The organism is Mycobacterium zoologicum, from assembly GCF_020181635.2.
Taxonomy (GTDB): domain Bacteria; phylum Actinomycetota; class Actinomycetes; order Mycobacteriales; family Mycobacteriaceae; genus Mycobacterium; species Mycobacterium zoologicum.
This window is the reverse complement of the sequence record NZ_JAYJJS010000003.1, coordinates 19422-37935: the sequence shown is the minus strand read 5'-3', so window position 1 is coordinate 37935 and position 18514 is coordinate 19422. Positions and strand designations below refer to the sequence as shown.

The following is an 18514-nucleotide window of genomic DNA, read 5'->3' as shown; positions in this document are numbered from 1 at the left end:
AGGAAGACGTCAGACAGCGCTACGGGGTCAACCGACGACGGTTGCTGTGATCGGCCGGGTCGGTGCTGTTGGCGGCGATCGCACGCAGTCTCATCAGGTCCCGCGGATGCAGATCCGGCGTCTTGGCAAGGGATTCCAGCAGCAGATCGGCCTGCTCACGCAGCGCCGGAACATATTCATTCCGGTCTTCTTCCTGGACGCGGGCGATCAGCATCCGCAATACCCGCAGGATCGTAGCCGCCACCAGCGGTTGCCCGGGCGCGACCTGGCGCAGCTGATCGAAGCCGTGCGCGATGTACTCCTCGGCGTCAAGGACCCAGGGCCGCAGCAGAATCCGACCGTCCGGGCCGGCCACCGCCCGCAGCGGCGAAGGCATCACCAGCAGCCGGCGAAGCAGACTGCCCACTCGCAATGTCGCCTCCACCGCGGTGGTGGGGTCGTTGATGGCCGAACTCAGCGCGCGCAGCCCGATGTCGACCAGTTGACGGAACGCGAAGTCGATATCCTCCTGCATGGTGCGGCTGCCGCTGACCCCGATCGCCCGGGTCAGCTTCTGCCGCACCCGATCCGGATGAGCCGGCTCCGGCCAGATCGTGACCAGCGGTTGCCCCAGGTGGATGTACGCGCCGACTCGGGTGTCCAACCGGATGGTGGTGTCCGCCGGGATGGCGGCCAGCAGCCGCTTGGTGTCGACCCGGCTGACCCAGCCGTTGCCGGGCGAGGTCAGTCGCAGCGCATCCGGCGGGGCCTCCACGTCCGCGTCGGGGGCCGGCTGCTCGCCGGCCGCTGCGGCCGCCACGACATCGATCACCATCGAGCCCTCCGCCGCGATCTCGCGCACCACCTGGCCGACCTCGAGCCGATGCGCCAGGTGATCGACGTGGGCGATGATCGTGATGACGGTGGCGATGGTCAGCACGACCGCGACCGTGACCGTCACCGGCGGCGCGGGAGCCGGTGAGGAGCCGTCCAGATCCGGCAGGCTCAGCACGCAGTACACGAACGTCGCCACCAGCAGGCCGATCACCACCTGGCTGAGCCGGTCCCGGATGAACCAGCGCATCACCCGCGGCGATAGCTGTGAGCTGGCCAGCTGCAGGCTCACGATGGTCAGCGAGAAGATGACCCCCGCGGTGGTGATCGTGGCACCGGCGATGGTGGACAGCAGCGTGGTGGCCACGCCGCTGTCCATCTTCAGCAGCAGCCGCGGCGAATCACCGAGGCGTCGGTCCGCGGTACGGGACGCGACGGCCAGCAGCATGCCACCGCACACGATCAGCAGCGGCAGCAGAAACAGGCTCTCGCGGAACCGGTAGGCCAGCGCCAACGAGCGCACGCTCGGGAAGCGCTGCGAGCGGGTACGCATCAGCGCGGCACGACGGCCTCGATGGCGGCGATCACCTCCGGTGCGTCCGGCACCGTGGTGGGGCGGAACCGGTTGACCACGGCGCCGCCCGGGGCGAGCAGGAACTTCTCGAAGTTCCACTGCACGTCCCCGGCCGCGCCGTCGGCGTCGGCGGCCTTGGTCAGCTCCGCGTACAGCGGGTGCCGGGCATCGCCGTTGACGTCGGTCTTGGCCAGCAGCGGGAACGTCACGCCGTAGGTGGTGGAGCAGAAGGTCGCAATCTCCTCGGGGCTGCCGGGTTCCTGGCCCATGAACTGGTTGCAGGGCACACCGAGCACCGTCAGGCCGCGGCCGGCGTAGTCCTGCGCAAGCTGCTCCAGGGCCCCGTACTGCGGGGTGAGCCCGCACTTGGAGGCGACGTTGACGATCAGCACGGCCCGGTCGCTGTAGTCGGCCAGCGAGGTGGGCGTGCCGTCGAGGGTGGTCAGCGGGATATCGGCGAGGCTCATGGCCGCGACGTTACCCGCAACCCGCTGTCGACAGCAGCCAGGCGTAGTGGAATGCGGTGTCCTTCCAGCGCTCGTAACGCCCGGAGATGCCACCGTGGCCCGCTGTCATCTGGGTCTTCAGCAGCACCGGATTGCTGTCGGTCTTGGCGTGCCGCAGCGCCGCAACCCATTTCGCCGGTTCGACGTAGTAGACCCGGGTGTCGTGAAGGGAAGTGGTGGCCAGGATCGGCGGGTACCCGCGTTCGGTGACGTTCTCGTACGGCGAGTAGGACTTCATGTACCGGTAGACGTCGTGATCGTCCAACGGGTTTCCCCATTCGTCCCATTCGGTGACGGTCAGCGGCAGCGACGGGTCCAAGATGGTGGTGAGCGGGTCGACGAACGGGACCTGGGCCACCACCCCGGCGAACAGTTCCGGTGCCAGATTGGTGACCGCCCCCATCAGCAGCCCGCCTGCGCTGCCACCCATCGCCACCAGGCCCCGCGGTGCACAGACGCCCGAATCGATCAGGTGACGCCCCGCGGTGACGAAGTCGGTGAAGCTGTTCTTCTTCTCCAACAGCTTTCCGCCCTCGTACCACAGCCGGCCCATCTCGCCGCCGCCCCGGACATGCGCCACCGCGAACACCATGCCGCGGTCCAGCAGCGAGAGCCGGGCGATGGAGAAGTGCGGGTCTTCGCACATCTCATAGGCGCCGTAGCCGTAAATCAGTGTGGGCGCGGGCAGTTCGATACCCGCGCGGTGCACGACCGAAACCGGCACCCGTGTTCCGTCCTCGGCGTGAGCCCAGTCGCGGTATTCGACGTAGTCCGAACTGCGGTAGTCGCCTAGTACCGACTGCTCGCGCAGCAGCGTGCGCTGGCCGGTCGCCAGGTCGATGTCGTAGATGCGGACCGGGGTGATGAAGGAGGTCGCGCCCACCCGGAGTTTGGGGCTGTCCCAGTTCGGGTTGGCCCCCAGGCCCGCCGACGTCAGTTCGGTGTCGAAGGTGATGTCCTGCGGCGCTTGGTATTGGCCGCACGTGCCGATCGGCCACAGCTGAATGCGCGGCAACCCTTCGGCCCGGTAACCGATCACCAGGTGATTGGCGAACGCGTCCACCATGTCCAGCCGCACGTCGTCACGTCCGGCGATCAGGGTCTCACTTGCGGCCGGGTCGCTCACCGGGGCCTGCACCAGGGTGAAGTTGACCGCACCGTCGTTGTGCAACATGAGGAATCGATCCTGGCCGCCGACGACGGCGTGCTCCACGGAGTACTCGATGCCTTCCCGGCGGGGCAGCACCACGGTGAAATCGGCCGCCGGGTCGGCGGCGTCGGCGTAGCGCACCTCGGAGGTGATCGACGAACCGGCCGCGATCAACACGTAGGCGTCGCTGCGGGTGCGTCCCACCGACAGCCAGAACCGCTCATCGTCCTCGTGGTAGACCTGCTCGGCTTGCCCGCCCGCACCGATCCGGTAGCGCCACACGGTGTCCGGTCGCCAGGCCGCGTCGACGGTGATGTAGTAGACGGTGCTGTTGTCGGTCGCCCAGGTCACGCCCGCGCCGATCCCGGCGATCTCGTCGGCCAGCAGCTCACCGGTGGACAAATCCTTGAACCGCAACGTGTACCGCTCGTCTCCGACGACGTCGACGGAGTAGGCCAGGATATTGCCGTCCGGGCTGACGCCGGCCGCACCGAGCGCGAAGAAGTCATGGCCCTGCGCTTCGACATTCTGGTCGAGCAGCACCTGCTCGCCGGGAATCTCGGTGGCCTCGTCCAGAAGCGGCGGAGTCCAGTCGTCGGGATCGGTTACCGGACAGCGGCATTGGACGCCGTACTGCTTGCCTTCGAAAGTCCTCGCGTAATACCACCACTGACCGCGGCGCGCCGGAACCGACAGGTCGGTCTCCTTGGTTCGGGCCTTGATCTCATCGAAGATGGCATTCCGCAACGGTTCCAGGTGTGCGGTCGCGGCATCGGTGTAGGCGTTCTCGGCCTCCAGGTAGGCGATCACCTCGGGGTCGGCCTTGTCCCGCAGCCATTCGTAGGGGTCGACGAACACGTCGCCGTGGTGGGTGCGGGTGGTCTGGACCCGCTTGGCCGAAGGCGGGGTATGGGCTGTTCCGTTCATGCCCCGGGGCCGACCCAGTCGTCGAAGGACAGCCCCGAAATGCGTTCGTAGGCTTCGATGTAGCGTGAGCGGGTCGCGTCGATGACGTCCTGCGGCAACGCCGGCGGCGGCAGCTCGCCGGCCCGGTCCCAGCCCGACTCCGGACCGGTCAGCCAGTTGCGCACGAACTGCTTATCGAAGCTCTCCTGCACCACTCCGGCCCGATAGTGTTCGGCCGGCCAGTACCGCGACGAGTCGGGGGTGAACACCTCGTCGGCCAGGATCAGGTTGCCGTGCTCGTCGACACCGAACTCGAACTTGGTGTCGGCGATGATGATGCCCTTGGTCAGGGCGTGGTCGGCTGCTTGCACATAGGTCGCCATGGTTCGGTCGCGCAGCTGGCCGGCCCGCACCGGACCCACCAGGTCGATCACCTGCGCTAACGAGATGTTCTCGTCGTGTGCGCCGATCTCGGCCTTGGTGGCCGGGGTGAAGACCGGGTTGGCGAACTTGCTGGCCTCCACCAGCCCCGGCGGCAGCGGGATGCCGCAGAGCGAGCCGGTGCGCTGGTAGTCCAGCAGCCCGGAGCCGGTCAGGTAGCCGCGCGCCACGCACTCGACCGGCATCATCTCCAGTTGGCGGACCACCAGCGCCCGGCCGAGCACCTCGTCGGGAATGCGCGGGTCATCCGGTGGGCCGGCCAGATGGTTGGGCGCTTCGACGAGGTCGAAGAAGAAGACGCTCATCGCGGTCAGGATGCGGCCCTTGTCGGGGATCTGGCTGTCCAGGATGTAGTCGAACGCCGAGATTCGGTCGGTGGCGACGAACAGCAGATGCTTGTCGTCGATCCGGTACAGTTCGCGGACTTTGCCGCTGGCCAGGTGCTGGTACTCCGAGAGCGCGGGACGCGACATTGCGCCAGCCTATCCAGCGCGGGGCTTCGCCGGGTGTGTTGGGATCGGTTCCATGACATCCCGGCTGCTGCCCTACGCCACCTCCCCTGTCCGCCTGTTGGCCCAACTGTTCAGCGATGTCATCGTCGCGACGTGGACGTTCGTCTGGGTGCTGGTCGCGCTGGCCGTGCACGGGGCGGTCGCCACGATCGCCGGGGTGGGCCGGCAGTTCGAGCGGGGCGCCAATGGAGTGGCCGAGAGCCTGGTCTCGGCCGGGCACAGCGCGGATCGTATTCCGCTCGTGGGCGATGCGGTGAGCAAGCCGCTGACCGCGGCGGGCGAGGCGGCCGTGGATATCGCCGGCGCCGGCCACAACCTGGACACCACCGCCGGGTGGCTGGCCTACCTGCTGGCGGTGGCGGTCGCCGCACCGCCGATCCTGGCGGTGGCGATGCCGTGGCTGGCGTTGCGGCTGCGGTTCTTCCTGCGCAAGCGGGCGGTGCTGGCGCTGGCGGCCACACCGGCCGGCGCCGAGCTGCTGGCGCTGCGCGCGCTGGCGACCCGGCCGCACCGCGCACTGACCGCGGTCAGCCCCGACCCGGTCGGCGGGTGGCGGCATCAGAACCCCACCGTCATCGCCGGCCTCGCGGCCGTTGAGCTGGCCTCGGCCGGGTTGGCGCGACATCCCCGATCGACGACCGCAGCGGGCTAGGCTGCCGTTGTGAACCTCGAGAAGGTGGTTTTCGGTTTCTTTGTGTTGTTATCGGCGACATTGAATTTCGGCTTCTTCGTCGGCGACATCGGAGATCCGGTCATCCACAACCCCTGGGAGCTGTTCCTCGCCCTGATCGTCGCCTTCATCACCTCGATATTGAAGTTCGGTGACCGCACCCAGCTCGGCGCAGTCCACCTGGCGACCAGCCTGGTCGCGCTGCTGCAGCTCGTCTCCGCGGCCGGGATGTGGGTCTATTACACCCAGGTCTCGGTCTACGGCCTGGACCAGCACGCAACGGCGAGCGTGGTGTCGCTGTCGGGTGGGGCGCTGCTGGCCAACATCGTGTCCGTCACTCTGCTGGTGGTCGAAACGTCCTCGTTCAGGCGTCGCTAGTCGCCGATAGCAGCCCTCGACCGATGCCCAACCCCCTGCAGCTGTTCTCGTTCTGGACCCGGCGATCGACCAAGCCGCGGCCCAAGCCGATCCGGGTTCCGACGACGGACGAGACCACCGAAGTCATCTTCTTGTTCATGCGGCGCATGCGTGCGCCGTTCATCGTCGTCATCGCCAACTTCAGCATCTGCACCACCGGTCTGATGCTGATGCCCGGTGTCGACGCAGCGGGCAACCCCTATCGACTGACCCCCTTCGACGCCTTCTATCAGATGACGATCACCCTGACGACGGTCGGCTACAGCGAGGTTCCGCACGCCTTCAGCTACCCGCAGCGAATGTGGCTGTCGATCTCGATCTACCTGGTCGTGATCAGCTGGGCCTTCGCCGTCGGCGTGTTCTTCTCCCTCATCAACGACACCGCGTTTCAGGACGCCATTGCCGCACAACGCTTCCGGCGGCAGGTCCGGCGCATGGTCGAGCCCTTCGTCATCATCGCCGGCTACGGCCAGGCCGGCCGGGCCGTGGGCGCCGAACTCGACGAGCACGGACGCCGGTTCGTCGTCATCGACAAGCGGGAATCCCGGGTGGCCGCGGTGGTGTCGGCGCAACTGAGCTCCGACGTCCCGGCGATCGAGGGAGACTGCGCGATCCCGCCCGTGCTCGGCGTGGCCGGTCTGGCTCATCGCGACTGCGAGGGAGTCCTGGCCCTGACCGACGATGACGACGCAAACCTCGCGGTGGTGATGACCGTGGCACTGCTGCGGCCCGAAGTGCCGGTGTTCGCCCGCTGCACCGACCCGCAGATCCAGGCCCGTATCGAGCGATTCTCCCCGGCGGGTGCCATCAATCCCGGCGACCGATTCGGCGACTACCTCGCTCTGTCGATCCACCGTCCGATCAACCACCAGTTGTTGCGCTGGCTTATGGACAACGAGGAGGACCAGCTGCCACCGCTGCGGCGGGACCTGGCGCAGGGGCGCTGGGTGGTCTGCGCCGACGCCGATTTCGGCAGCGAGATGGTGCGCGACCTCATCGCCAGCGGCGTCGCCGTGGACATCGCCGATCCCGCCGGCGGTGAACTCGACGTCGCCGGCGCCATCGGATTCATCGCCGGGACCAGCAACGACACCACGAACATCGCCATCGCCGAACAGGCCCGGTTGGCCAACGCCGACGTCTACCTGGTGGTCCGTCAGCAGACCGACGCCAAGAAGGCCCTGCTCGACGCACTGCAGATCGATTCGGTGTACATCGCCACCGAACTCGTTGCCCGCGAGGTCCTGGCCCGCACGCTTACGCCGGTGTTCTGGAGCTTCGTCGAGCACGCCTTCGGGCGCGACGAGGCGTGGGCCACCGAGGTGCGCGACCACCTGCAGGAGCGCTGCGGGCGGCGCACTCCCAAACGTGACGTCATCGTCTTGTCCCCCACGCGCGCCCCGGCCATCGTCGACTGGTTGCAGCGGGGACACACCTTGACACTGGGCGATCTCATCCGCCGTCCCGACGATCGTGAGGTGGCCTTGCCGCTGGCCGCGCTGGTCCTGCTGCGCGACGGCACACCCACCTTCATGCCGGCCCCGGAGACCGAGTTGGCGCTGGGCGATCAGGTGCTGCTCGTGGGCAAACCCGACGGGCTGTCCCAGGTGCGGGAGATCTGCCACTACCCGAGCACGGTGGAGTACCTGGCTACCGGCCGCGACGTGCCTTTGACCTGGGTGTGGTCCCGTCTTACGCGATTTCGGCGCGATTCAGTGCGCTGAGCGACGATTATCGCGCCGAAATGGGGAGGGAACCGCCCCCGCCTCGGCGACGTCCATCCAGATGTGGACGACTATCTACGCCGGCACGACGGGGTCATCACCCGCGCGCAGGCCAACAGTTGCGGCCTCAGCGATGCGGCAATCGGCCGCCGCGTCAGATCCGGCCGCTGGCGGCGCGTCGGCCCCGGCGTGTACTTCGTCGACGACCGACCCTTCACCCCGTCGGCCCACATCCGGGCCACGGTGTGGAGTTACGGCGCGACAGCCGTTGCCAGTGGGTTGGCTGCAGCCTTCTGGCACGGTTTGCTCCCCGCAAGCCCGGAAACCATCGAGGTGACCGTGCCACGTAATTCGCACGGTCGCCGGCGCGGTCGAGCGCAGGTGCGACGGCGGGATCTGGCTTCGGCAGATGTCGTGGAACGCAACGGATTGCGGGTCACCGCGCTGCCGCTCACCGCACTGGAAGCTGCGGCCCGACGAGGCGGCGGCGCTGCGGTGATCGACTGCGCCGTGCAGCGCCACACTGACCTGCCGCAGTTGTGGCAGGCGCATCTACGAAACACCGGCCGCTACGGCGCAGTCCAGGCACGGCTGATGTTGCAGGCGGCCAAGGACGGCGGCCGATCCCACGCCGAACGCATGTTCCTGCAACTGCTTCGCGACGCCGGAATCGCCGGCTGGATCGCCAACCATCCGGTCGGCTCCTACCTGGTGGACGTAGCATTTCCTGCTGCAAAGGTTGCGGTCGAGATCGACGGGTACGCGTTCCACAGTAGCCATGCAGACTTCGCAAACGATCGGGTGCGCCAGAACCGGATCGCGTTACTCGGCTGGCAGGTGCTGCGTTTCACCTGGCGGGATTTGACCGAAAGCCCCGAGCGGGTCATCAGGGACGTCCTACGAGCGATTTCGGCGCGATAATCGCCGCTCAGCGCACAGAATCGCGCCCAAATCGCACGTACATGTGCCGTATCCCGGTGTGCCGGTTGCTGCGGCTCCACTCCACCGGAGCCACCACCTCGACGTCGCTGAACCTGCTGAGCAGCTCCTCGTAGAGCACCCGCAACTCCAGCCGGGCCAGGTGCGCGCCCAGGCAGAAGTGCGCGCCGTGGCCGAACCCGATGTGCGGGTTGGGTTTCCGGGTGATGTCGAATTCGCCGGCCCGGTCGAACACGGCGTCGTCGCGGTTGGCCGAGCCCTCCCACACCAGCACCTTGTCGCCGGGCTCGATCGTCTGACCGCCCAGCACGGCGCGCCGGGTGGCGGTGCGGCGTTTCGACGGCGCCGGCGACGTCCAGCGGATGATCTCCTCGATAGCGGTCGGCAGCAGGCCGAAATCGCCGTGCAGCAAACGCAATTGGTCCGGGTGCGCCGCCAGCGCCAGCAGCCCGCCGGCGATGGCGTTTCGGGTGGTTTCCGCGCCGGCGCTGAACAGCAGCTGGAAGAACAGGTACACCTCGAGATCGCTGAGCGCCGGATCGGTCGAGTTGGCCACCACCGACAGCATGTCGTCGGCCGGCTCGGCGCGCTTGGCGGCGATCAGCTCCTGACCGAAGGTGTAGACCCGGTTGCCGGCGTCCTCGATGGACAGCCGAGACACCACCGCCGCCCGCGAGCCGCGGAAGTCGAAGCTGGGCTCGATCGCCTCGAACAGCCAGTGCCGGTCGGCCTCGGGAACACCGAGCAGCAGACAGATCATCTGCATCGGCAGCTCGGCGGCGACCTCGACCAGGAAGTCGAACGGCGCGCCCGGTTCGACGGCGTCCAGCAGTGTCCGCGCCCGCTGCCGCAGGTCTTCTTCGACGCGGCGGATCATCCGCGGCGTCAGCCCGGAGCTGACCAGCCGGCGGACGTCGGTGTGCCGCGGCTCATCCATCATGTTCAGCAGCTGACCGGCGATCGGCAGGTCCTGCAGGATCGTGCCGCCGTACTGGCGGTCGCCGCCGGTCACCGACGAATACGTCTCCGCATCGCGCAGCACCGCAAGGGTTTCGGCGTGGGTGGCCACCGACCAGAAGCCTTCGCCGTCCGGGGTGTGTTCGGTCGGTTCGTGCCAGTACACCGGCGCGTCCCGGCGGTGCAGCACGAAGAGGTGATGGGGAAAGCCGTCGGCGAAGTTGTCCAGATCGGTAAAGTCGACGTCTGACAGCTCCCGAGTGCCCACGGTTACAGGATCGCGCCCGGGGTGTACGCGGCCGCCGCCGGATGCCGTCGCGCCAGCTCATCCACCGCCGCGGCCACCTGGTCGACCTGGTCGGCGGCCGCTCCGGTGAACGCCTGCCGGTCGGCGATGGCGGCCTCCAACCCGGCGCGGTCCAGCGGGAGCCGGTCGTCGGCGGCCAGCCGGTCCAGCAGGTCGGGCTCGGCGCCGCGTTCGCGCATCGCCAGCGCAACGGCCACCGCGTGCTCCTTGATGACCTCGTGGGCGGCCTCGCGGCCCATCCCGGCGCGCACCGCGGCGATCAGCACCTTGGTGGTGGCCAAAAACGGCAGGTAGCGGTCCAGTTCGCGGGTGATCACCGCCGGGTAGGCGCCGAACTCGTCGAGCACGGTCAAGAACGTCTCGATCTGCCCGTCCACGGCGAAGAACGCGTCCGGCAGCGCCACCCGGCGCACCACCGAGCAGAACACGTCGCCCTCGTTCCACTGGGCGCCGGCCAGTTCGGCGGCCATCGACGCGTAGCCGCGCAGCACCACCTGCAGGCCGTTGACGCGTTCGCAGCTGCGGGTGTTCATCTTGTGCGGCATCGCCGACGAGCCGACCTGGCCTTCGGCGAAGCCCTCGGTGACCAGTTCGTGGCCGGCCATCAGCCGGATGGTGTGGGCCAGTGAGGACGGGCCGGCTCCGAGCTGCACCAGCGCGGAGAGCACGTCGTGGTCCAGTGAGCGGGGATAGACCTGCCCGACGCTGGTCAGCACGGCGTCGAAGCCGAGGAACTCCGCGACGCGGCGTTCCAGCTCGGCCAGTTTGGTGGTGTCGCCGTCGAACAGGTCCAACATGTCCTGGGACGTGCCCATCGGGCCTTTGATGCCGCGCAGCGGGTAGCGGACGATGAGCTCGTCGATCCGCCGCAATGCGATGAGCAGTTCCTCGGCGGCGCTGGCGAACCGCTTGCCCAACGTGGTGGCCTGCGCGGCGACGTTGTGGCTGCGCCCGGCCATCACCAGATCGCGGTAGGCCGCCGCGTGGCGGACCAGACGAGCCGCTACCGCGATGCCGTGGTCATGCACCAGCTGCAGGGACTGGCGGATCTGCATCTGCTCGACGTTCTCGGTCAGATCCCGGCTGGTCATGCCCTTGTGGATGTGCTCATGGCCGGCGAGGGCATTGAACTCCTCGATGCGGGCCTTGACGTCGTGGCGGGTCACCCGCTCCCGGGCGGCGATCGAGTCCAGGTCGACCTGATCGAGCACCCGCTCGTAGTCGCCGAGCACGCGATCGGGCACCTGCACACCCAGTTCGGACTGGGCGCGCAGCACGGCCAGCCACAGCCGGCGTTCGGCGACGATCTTGGCCTGCGGCGACCAGATGTCGGTCATCGCGGCGCTGGCGTAACGGGTGGCCAGGACGTTGGGAATGCTCACGAGCAACAAGCCTAGAGCGCGTGCAGGATGTCCTCGACGCGGTCCTTGGCGTCGCCGAACAGCATGGCGGAGTTCTGCCGGAAGAACAGCGGGTTCTGCACGCCGGCGTAGCCCGACGCCATGGACCGCTTGAAGACGATCACGTTGTCGGCGTCCCACACCGTCAGCACCGGCATGCCCGCGATCGGGCTGGACGGGTCCTCGGCGGCAGCCGGGTTGACGGTGTCGTTGGCGCCGATCACCAGCACCACCGAGGTGCTGTCGAAATCGTCGTTGATCTCGTCCATCTCAAGCACGATGTCGTAGGGCACCTTGGCCTCGGCCAGCAGCACGTTCATGTGCCCCGGGAGCCGCCCGGCGACCGGGTGGATGCCGAAGCGCACGTTGACGCCGCGGTCACGCAGCTTGCGGGTGAGTTCGGCGACCCCGTACTGGGCCTGGGCCACGGCCATGCCGTAGCCGGGGGTGATGATGACCGAGTCGGCGCCACCGAGCAGCTCGGCGACACCTTCGGCGGTGATCTCGCGGTGCTCGCCGTAGTCCTTGTCCTCGGCGGGGCCGGCTTCGATCCCGAAGCCGCCGGCGATCACCGAGATGAACGAGCGGTTCATCGCCTTGCACATGATGTAGGACAGGTAGGCACCCGAGGAGCCCACCAGGGCACCGGTGATGATCAGCAGGTCGTTGGAGAGCAGGAAGCCCGAGGCCGCGGCCGCCCAGCCGGAGTAGCTGTTGAGCATCGAGACCACGACCGGCATGTCGCCGCCGCCGATCGAGGCCACCAGGTGCCAGCCCAGCGCCAGCGCCAGCAGGGTCACCAGGATCAGCAGCCACAGCTTGGGCTCGTGCACGAACCACACCGTCAGCGCGACGAACGCCACCAGCGCGCCGATGTTGAGGAAGTTCTTGCCGGGCAGCATCAGCGGGTTGGACTTCATCCGCCCCGACAGTTTGAGGTTGGCCACGATCGAGCCGGTGAAGGTGACCGCGCCGATGAACACCCCGATGAACACCTCGGCGGAGTGGATGCCCAACAGCCCCTGGTCGGCCAGTTCGCGGGCGGCCGGGCCGCACGGGCAGTGCTCGACGTGCAGGTAGCCGTTCCAGCCGACCAGTACCGCGGCCAGACCGACGAACGAGTGCAGCAGCGCGATCAGCTCGGGCATGCCGGTCATCTCGACGACCTTGGCGCGCCACAGCCCGATCGCGGCACCGACGACGGTGGCCCCGATCAGCAGGCCCAGGCCGACCGGCTCGATGTGCTGGTGCACGGCCAGTGCAATGGTCGCCGCCAGCGCCACGGCCATGCCGATGATGCCGAAGCTGTTGCCGGCCTTGGACGTCTCATGCTTGCTCAGCCCGGCCAGCGCCAGGATGAACAGCAGAGCCGCGATGATGTATGCCGCAGATGCCGCAGTCTGAACAGAAAACATTGGGGTTCCTACTCCAAATCCGGGGTGAGGCTCTAGCTGCGCGAGAACATGGCCAGCATGCGGCGGGTCACCGCGAAGCCACCGAAGATGTTGATGCTGGCCAGCAGGATCGCCGCCGTGGCAAGCGCCGTGATCGCCGGATCATGATGGCCGACCTGCAGCAGCGCGCCGACCACGATGATTCCCGAGATGGCGTTGGTGACGCTCATCAGCGGGGTGTGCAGCGCGTGGTGCACATGGCCGATCACGTAGTAGCCGATCACGATCGCCAGCGCGAACACGGTCAGGTGCACCTGCAGCGCCGCCGGGGCCAGCGCCACCAGGGCGAACAGCACCGCCGCTGCCGAGGCCACCAGGCCCAGCCGCCGCCCGGCCGACATCGGCGCCTTCGGCTGCGCGACGACCACCGGGGCTTCGGCGACCTTGGCCGGGGCGGCCGAGACCTGCACCGGCGGCGGCGGCCAGGTGGACTCGCCGTCGCGCACTACGGTCATGGACCGCTGGACCACGTCGTCGAAGTCCAGTACCAGCTGGCCGTCCTTACCGGGCGTCATCAGCTTCATCAGGTTGACCAGGTTGGTCCCGTAGAGCTGGGATGCCTGCGCGGCCAGCCGGCCGGCCAGGTCGGTGTAGCCGATGATCGTCACGCCGTTGTCGGTGACGACGGCCTGGTCTTTGACGGTGCCCTCGACGTTGCCGCCGTTGGCCGCGGCCATGTCCACGATCACGCTGCCGGAGCGCATCGAGGCGACCATCTCGGCGGTGATGATGCGCGGCGCCGGCTTACCGGGGATCAGCGCAGTGGTGATGATGATGTCGACGTCCTGGCACTGTGCGGCGTACAGCTGCGCCTCACGGGCCTTGTAGTCGTCGCCCATCTCTTTGGCGTAGCCGGTGGCCGACACCTCGGCTTCGGGGTCCTCGATGGACAGGTAGTCGCCGCCCAGCGAGCGGACCTGGTCGGCGACCTCCGGGCGCGGGTCGGTGGCCCGCACGATCGCGCCCAGGCTGCCGGCGGCGCCGATGGCGGCCAGCCCGGCGACCCCGGCGCCCACCACCAGAACCTTGGCCGGCGGCACCTTGCCCGCGGCGGTCACCTGGCCGGTGAAGAACCGGCCGAAGACGTGCGCGGCCTCCACCACGGCGCGGTAGCCGGCGATGTTGGCCATCGAGCTCAGTACGTCCAGGGACTGCGCGCGTGAGATGCGGGGCACGGCGTCCATCGACAGCGCCGTGATCGGCCGGCGAGCCAGATCCTCCACCCGCTCGGGGTGCAACGCCGGTGCCAGCAGGCTGATCAGAGTCGCACCCGGCTTCATGGCGTCGAGTTGCTCGGTCGAGGGAGCGTTGACCCCGAACACGATGTCGGCGGCGCGGGCGTCGCCGACGGTCGCACCAGCCTCGACGTAGGCGGCGTCGGCGAACGACGACGCCTCGCCGGCGCCGGCGTCCACCACGACGTCGTAGCCGAGCTTGGTCAGGGCAGCGACGGTCGCCGGGGTGGCCGACACGCGCGTCTCACCGGGCTGTGCCTCGGACAGGACTCCGATAATCACGTAGCTCTCCGCATTCGCTTCACTTCGCCGTTTCCCGGCGTCTTCATTCCCTGTGGTTACCGGCCGATAGCCAGGTGCCGACAAAGGGATCGCCGCAGCATACCGTGCGTACGTCTCAGGCCGACACCGCGCGTTGATCCACCGGGGCCAGCATGTCGATGACGTCGACCACCGCAGCGCGGGCGACCACCCTGGGACCCTGCTGGTCATCGACCAGCGCCGCCATCACCGCGCCGTCGACCATGCAGACCAGGTGATATGCCATGTCAACCCGGGTGATCCGGGCGGACCGCTCGATGGCTTCGACGACGGCGACGGAGCGCTGGTGCAGCACGCGACGCTGGATCTCACGCAACCCGGGCTGGCGGGCGCAGACGATGTAGCGCTCGTACCGGGCGATCAGCTGCTCGGCGACCAGCGGGTCGTCCTCGTCGCCCACCAACAGGTCGACCACCATGTCGGCGGTCGTTTCGGCAGTGCGCCGGCGCCTGGACAGTCCGGCGATGCGGGCCCGCAACTGGGCGACCTCCAGCATGCCGATGTGTTCGACGGCGCTGATGATCAGATCGTCCAGCGAAGAGAAGTAATAGGTGGTCGACGCCAGCGGCAGGCCGGCCCGCTGCGCCACCGCGCGATGTCGCACCGCCTCGAACCCACCCTCGGCCAGCAACTCGGCGGCAGCACTGACCAGTGCATACCGTCGCCGCTCCCCCTTGGGTGTGACCGCTGTCATCACGCCTAGAGATGCTGCCAGCACCGGTACCGCCGCATCATGGGTTTCCGCACTTTTTAGGACAAACGGCACCGACTGGCATGATGTCGGCCATGCCGGATTTGAGCCGACGGGCGGTGCTGCGCCTTGGAGCGACGGTGGGCGCGTTGGGGGCGGGTTCGTTGCTGGGGGCGCGACCGGCGCGGGCGACGCCCGCGCCGACCATGGTCACCGGTTCGTTCGACTCGGCAGCACGCGGCGGGATCACCACCAATTGGGCGATCGCCCGGCCGCCGGGCCAGACCGAGGCGCTGCGGCCGCTGATCGCGCTGCACGGCAAGGGCAGCGACGCCTCGACTGTGATGGCCGGCGGGGTGGAGCAGGGCCTGGCCGAGGCGGTTGACGCCGGGCTGCCGCCGTTCGCGGTGGTCGCAGTCGACGGCGGCGGAAGCTACTGGCACCGGCGGGCGTCCGGGGAGGACGCCGGCGCCATGGTGACCGACGAGCTGCTGCCGCTGCTGGCCGATCAGGGCCTGGACACCTCGCGGGTGGCGTTCCTGGGCTGGTCGATGGGCGGCTACGGCGCGCTTCTGCTGGGCGGCCGGCTGGGCCCGCGCCGGACCGCGGCGATCTGCGCGGTCAGTCCGGCGTTGTGGCTGTCGCCGGGCGCGTCGGCGCCGGGGGCGTTCGACGGCGCGAGCGACTTCGAGGCGAACTCGGTGTTCGGTATGCCGGCGCTGGGTTCCATCCCGATCCGGGTGGACTGCGGCGACAGCGACCCGTTCTATTCGGCCACCAAAGCGTTCATCGCGCAGCTGCCCCACCCGCCGGCCGGCGGCTTCTCCCCCGGCGGGCACGACGCGGGGTACTGGAGTTCCCAGATGCCCGCCGAATTGACCTGGATCGCTCCGCTGCTGACCGCCTGAACACGAACACGTCCCCATTGGGTGTCTCTCAGGAATTATCGCCAATTCGGCCGTCGGCCGTTCCATAAGCCGGTCATGACGTCCCGCATTTCTGCCGTGTTGTCGCTGAATATCCTCGTATTCTCCGGGATTTCGGAGTAATTTCTCCGGCTTGCGGTGCTGCAAATATCTTGTGTGACCAAGGCCACTCTGTCAGAATTTATCAGCGTACCCATAAGTAACCGACCTGTTGCTGAGCGAAAGCCGCACAGATTGGAAGGTTCTGATGACAAGTCGACGGATCCAGGCGGCCGCGGTTGCCGCGACCATAGGTGGCGGACTGCTGACCGCAGCGTTTCTGCAGGCCGCGGTGGCTGCCGCCGCACCCGGTACCGATGCCTTCACCATCGACGGCACCACTTTCGACCCCATCGATCTGTCCGGCGCCGCGGGTTTCAACCCGGTCCTTCCGATCAGCCTTGCCCCGCCGCTGATGAGCCTCGGTGGCGGGACGGTGAGCTTCTTCGGCAACATGCTTGACTTGTCGCCGCAGCGCTTCGATGTGTACAACGGCACCGAATCACTCGGCAGCATCGACACCAACGAAACCGTCACGAACCTGCTCGGTCTGCCCAACACCGAGTTCACCGTCACCGGCGTCACCGGCGATGCAGCCGGCCTCCCGGCGCTGGGGACGGTCTACGACGTGCTCAACCTGGGCGGCGGCTTCTACAACGTCTACACCGCCACCCCGGGCCAAGCCGGCAAAGTCACCGACACCCTGGTGACCCCGTTGGGCAACATGAACCTGGACGCATTGTTCGCCGGCGTCAATGCCGCCGTCCCGCTGCAGCCCGGCGACGCCTTCGCGGGTCTCCAAGTCGGTGACAGCAGCCTCGGCGAGGACGCCTTCACCATCGGCGGCACCACGTTCAACCCGTTCACGACGGACGGCGCCGAAGGCTTCAACCCCGTCGGCGCCCTCGGCGGCACACCGCCGCTACTGAACCTCGGCGGCGGCATACTGCTGGGATCGGTCGCCCTCGCACCGCAGGAGTTCGACGTCTACAGCGGCGTCGGGAGCAGCGCCACCCAGGTGGGCACCATCGACACCGGTGTGTCCGCGACGAGTCTGCTGGGCATGGCCAACACCCAGTTCACCGTTCTCAGCGCCACCCCTACCGGCGCGGATGCGTCGGGCCTGCCGGCGACCGGAACGGTCTATGACGTGTTCAACCTCGGCAACGGCTGGCAGAACGTCTACACCGCCACTCCAGATATCATCGCCGCCGACGGCACTGTCACTTCCGGCACTGTCACCGACACGCTGATGACACCGTTCGGCAATATGAACCTGGACTCGCTGTTCGGCGGTATCAACGCCGCCAACCCGCTGCACCCGGGCGACGCCTTCACCGGACTGCGCGTCGGCGACAGCACCATGCCCGACGCCTTCACCCTCGGCGGCTTCAACTTCGACCCGAAGCTGGCGGACGGCACCGAGGGTTTCAAAGACGTCCCCGCCCTACTCGGCATTGCCCCACTGCTGAGCCTCGCATCTGGGCAGATCCAGAAGTACGACACCATACCGCTCAACCTGAATATTCAAGACTTCGACGTCTCCAGCGGCAGCGGGTCAAGCACCGCCGACCTCGGCACCATCACCGCCGCAACGGGTGTGACGAACCTGCTCGGCCTGACGAACACCGAGTTCACCATCCAGACGGTCACCGCCGCCGATGGCGTCGAGGCCTCGCTACTCCCGGAGATCGGCACCGTCTACGACGTCTTCAACTTCGGCGGCGGCTGGCAGAACATCTACATCGCCACCCCCGGTGACGACGGCACCGTCACCGACACGTTTGTGACGCCGTTCGGCAACATCGATCTCAGTTCGCTGTTCGACTTCAACGCGGCGAACCCGCTCGATGCGGGCGCCGCATTCACCGGCCTCGACGACATGGCCAGCGCGCTGGCCTCCGCCTTCTGAGCAAGGCCGGGTCGGCAATCACTTGCAGAGGGCGCCGAGCGCGGCCATCCGGGAATCGAGGTCGTGCCCGATCTCCTCGTGCTCGGAATTCGATTGCCCGACAAGGTAGCTCACATTGAGATGTTCCAGCGCGCCGGCCATCGCGCGAGCGGCGTCGAGGACTTCACTCGGCGCGGCCGCGTCGGCATCGACCCGGCCGCGCACATAGGCGGCGCTGCCCACCAGAGCGAGCCGCGCATTGGCAGCCACCGCCAGCTGGGCCAGCGGGTTCTCCGGGTCGGGATTGACCAGGTGCATGTTCTTGGCCACGGCCTGACGCGCCAGCAGCGCAGCGGCGCACACGTCGAGCTTGGCGTCATTAGCGTCTCGCACAGTGGACTTCGCCGAGGAATTCGATCCCGGGTGCGACAACCCGACGACGGCTGCGGCGCCCAACGCTCCGGCGGCCAGTCCCGCCACCACCGCCGCGATCAGAAGCCGCCAGGCCGAAGTCGGTGAAGCCGGTTTCGGTGGAGCTGGTTTCGGTGGGGCTGACTTGGATACTGCTGACTTCGTGGTCTTGGCCGGCTCCGCGGAGTCCGGCAGCTCAGGGTCCGCCATCCCGCCATGTTACCTCCGGG

At 68.0% G+C, this 18514-nt stretch carries 16 protein-coding genes; 6 read left to right on the top strand and 10 right to left on the bottom strand.

Annotation, left to right across the window (positions count from 1 at the left end):
* Positions 1 to 19 precede the first annotated feature (19 nt).
* Genes K6T84_RS03080 through K6T84_RS03065 form a run of 4 tightly spaced genes read right to left on the bottom strand, consistent with a single transcriptional unit; the run spans position 20 to position 4863 of the window.
* Entirely contained in the window at positions 20 to 1366 is a 1347-nt protein-coding gene (locus K6T84_RS03080; protein ID WP_224862822.1) for a DUF2254 domain-containing protein, read from the bottom strand.
* Positions 1366 to 1854, bottom strand: coding sequence for a glutathione peroxidase (locus tag K6T84_RS03075; protein ID WP_224862823.1), 489 nt, complete (start codon positions 1852 to 1854; stop codon positions 1366 to 1368). Before K6T84_RS03075 ends, K6T84_RS03080 begins: the two co-directional genes overlap by 1 nt.
* Before the next feature lie 10 nt (positions 1855 to 1864).
* Entirely contained in the window at positions 1865 to 3970 is a 2106-nt protein-coding gene (locus K6T84_RS03070) for a S9 family peptidase (protein ID WP_225400756.1), read from the bottom strand.
* Positions 3967 to 4863 carry a phosphoribosylaminoimidazolesuccinocarboxamide synthase gene (locus tag K6T84_RS03065; protein WP_225400757.1) on the bottom strand — a complete coding sequence of 299 codons (897 nt, stop codon included), beginning with the start codon at positions 4861 to 4863 and terminating at the stop codon, positions 3967 to 3969. The genes K6T84_RS03070 and K6T84_RS03065 overlap by 4 nt, the downstream gene beginning before the upstream one ends.
* Before the next feature lie 52 nt (positions 4864 to 4915).
* Between K6T84_RS03065 and K6T84_RS03060 the strand changes: the two genes are divergently transcribed.
* From K6T84_RS03060 to K6T84_RS03045, 4 genes are all read left to right on the top strand, one after another.
* Positions 4916 to 5554, top strand: coding sequence for a hypothetical protein (locus tag K6T84_RS03060; RefSeq protein ID WP_225400758.1), 639 nt, complete (start codon positions 4916 to 4918; stop codon positions 5552 to 5554).
* Positions 5555 to 5563: 9 nt separating this feature from the next.
* Positions 5564 to 5950, top strand: coding sequence for a DUF6394 family protein (locus K6T84_RS03055; RefSeq protein WP_224862827.1), 387 nt, complete (start codon positions 5564 to 5566; stop codon positions 5948 to 5950).
* 23 nt (positions 5951 to 5973) lie between these two features.
* Positions 5974 to 7713, top strand: coding sequence for an NAD-binding protein (locus K6T84_RS03050; protein WP_225400759.1), 1740 nt, complete (start codon positions 5974 to 5976; stop codon positions 7711 to 7713).
* Positions 7714 to 7776: 63 nt separating this feature from the next.
* A complete protein-coding gene (locus tag K6T84_RS03045; protein ID WP_225400760.1) occupies positions 7777 to 8634 on the top strand; it encodes a DUF559 domain-containing protein in 858 nt (285 codons plus the stop codon).
* Positions 8635 to 8641: 7 nt separating this feature from the next.
* On the opposite strand, the gene K6T84_RS03040 is transcribed toward K6T84_RS03045, so the two are convergent.
* From K6T84_RS03040 to K6T84_RS03020, 5 genes are all read right to left on the bottom strand, one after another.
* Complete coding sequence (locus K6T84_RS03040) at positions 8642 to 9877, bottom strand: cytochrome P450 (protein WP_225400761.1); 1236 nt, start codon at positions 9875 to 9877, stop codon at positions 8642 to 8644.
* Positions 9878 to 9879: 2 nt separating this feature from the next.
* Positions 9880 to 11298 carry an adenylosuccinate lyase gene (gene purB, locus K6T84_RS03035; RefSeq protein ID WP_225400762.1) on the bottom strand — a complete coding sequence of 473 codons (1419 nt, stop codon included), beginning with the start codon at positions 11296 to 11298 and terminating at the stop codon, positions 9880 to 9882.
* Between the two features lie 11 nt (positions 11299 to 11309).
* Positions 11310 to 12731 carry a Re/Si-specific NAD(P)(+) transhydrogenase subunit beta gene (pntB, locus tag K6T84_RS03030; protein WP_224862837.1) on the bottom strand — a complete coding sequence of 474 codons (1422 nt, stop codon included), beginning with the start codon at positions 12729 to 12731 and terminating at the stop codon, positions 11310 to 11312.
* A gap of 32 nt (positions 12732 to 12763) precedes the next feature.
* The gene (locus tag K6T84_RS03025) at positions 12764 to 14287 is read right to left on the bottom strand and encodes a Re/Si-specific NAD(P)(+) transhydrogenase subunit alpha (RefSeq protein ID WP_224862839.1); all 1524 of its coding nucleotides are present in this window, start codon (positions 14285 to 14287) and stop codon (positions 12764 to 12766) included.
* 115 nt (positions 14288 to 14402) lie between these two features.
* Complete coding sequence (locus K6T84_RS03020; RefSeq protein ID WP_224865990.1) at positions 14403 to 15020, bottom strand: TetR/AcrR family transcriptional regulator; 618 nt, start codon at positions 15018 to 15020, stop codon at positions 14403 to 14405.
* Positions 15021 to 15100: 80 nt separating this feature from the next.
* Here K6T84_RS03020 and K6T84_RS03015 point away from each other — a divergent pair, with 80 nt between their 5' ends.
* Positions 15101 to 15925, top strand: a complete 825-nt coding sequence (locus K6T84_RS03015) for an alpha/beta hydrolase-fold protein (RefSeq protein ID WP_224862841.1) — start codon at positions 15101 to 15103, stop codon at positions 15923 to 15925.
* Between the two features lie 265 nt (positions 15926 to 16190).
* Positions 16191 to 17894, top strand: a complete 1704-nt coding sequence (locus K6T84_RS03010; protein WP_224862843.1) for an autotransporter outer membrane beta-barrel domain-containing protein — start codon at positions 16191 to 16193, stop codon at positions 17892 to 17894.
* Positions 17895 to 17912: 18 nt separating this feature from the next.
* Here K6T84_RS03010 and K6T84_RS03005 read toward each other — a convergent pair whose 3' ends face one another.
* The gene (locus K6T84_RS03005) at positions 17913 to 18494 is read right to left on the bottom strand and encodes a hypothetical protein (protein WP_225400763.1); all 582 of its coding nucleotides are present in this window, start codon (positions 18492 to 18494) and stop codon (positions 17913 to 17915) included.
* Positions 18495 to 18514 lie beyond the last annotated feature (20 nt).

What these genes read in the sequence shown, in the direction of transcription:
- K6T84_RS03060 (WP_225400758.1), top strand. Translation starts at nt 4,916, where the DNA reads ATGACATCCCGGCTGCTGCCCTACGCCACCTCCCCTGTCCGCCTGTTG.
- K6T84_RS03070 (WP_225400756.1), bottom strand. Translation starts at nt 3,970, where the DNA reads ATGAACGGAACAGCCCATACCCCGCCTTCGGCCAAGCGGGTCCAGACC.
- K6T84_RS03080 (WP_224862822.1), bottom strand. Translation starts at nt 1,366, where the DNA reads ATGCGTACCCGCTCGCAGCGCTTCCCGAGCGTGCGCTCGTTGGCGCTG.
- K6T84_RS03050 (WP_225400759.1), top strand. Translation starts at nt 5,974, where the DNA reads ATGCCCAACCCCCTGCAGCTGTTCTCGTTCTGGACCCGGCGATCGACC.
- pntB (WP_224862837.1), bottom strand. Translation starts at nt 12,731, where the DNA reads ATGTTTTCTGTTCAGACTGCGGCATCTGCGGCATACATCATCGCGGCT.
- K6T84_RS03010 (WP_224862843.1), top strand. Translation starts at nt 16,191, where the DNA reads ATGACAAGTCGACGGATCCAGGCGGCCGCGGTTGCCGCGACCATAGGT.
- K6T84_RS03005 (WP_225400763.1), bottom strand. Translation starts at nt 18,494, where the DNA reads ATGGCGGACCCTGAGCTGCCGGACTCCGCGGAGCCGGCCAAGACCACG.
- K6T84_RS03020 (WP_224865990.1), bottom strand. Translation starts at nt 15,020, where the DNA reads ATGACAGCGGTCACACCCAAGGGGGAGCGGCGACGGTATGCACTGGTC.
- K6T84_RS03065 (WP_225400757.1), bottom strand. Translation starts at nt 4,863, where the DNA reads ATGTCGCGTCCCGCGCTCTCGGAGTACCAGCACCTGGCCAGCGGCAAA.
- K6T84_RS03075 (WP_224862823.1), bottom strand. Translation starts at nt 1,854, where the DNA reads ATGAGCCTCGCCGATATCCCGCTGACCACCCTCGACGGCACGCCCACC.
- K6T84_RS03015 (WP_224862841.1), top strand. Translation starts at nt 15,101, where the DNA reads ATGATGTCGGCCATGCCGGATTTGAGCCGACGGGCGGTGCTGCGCCTT.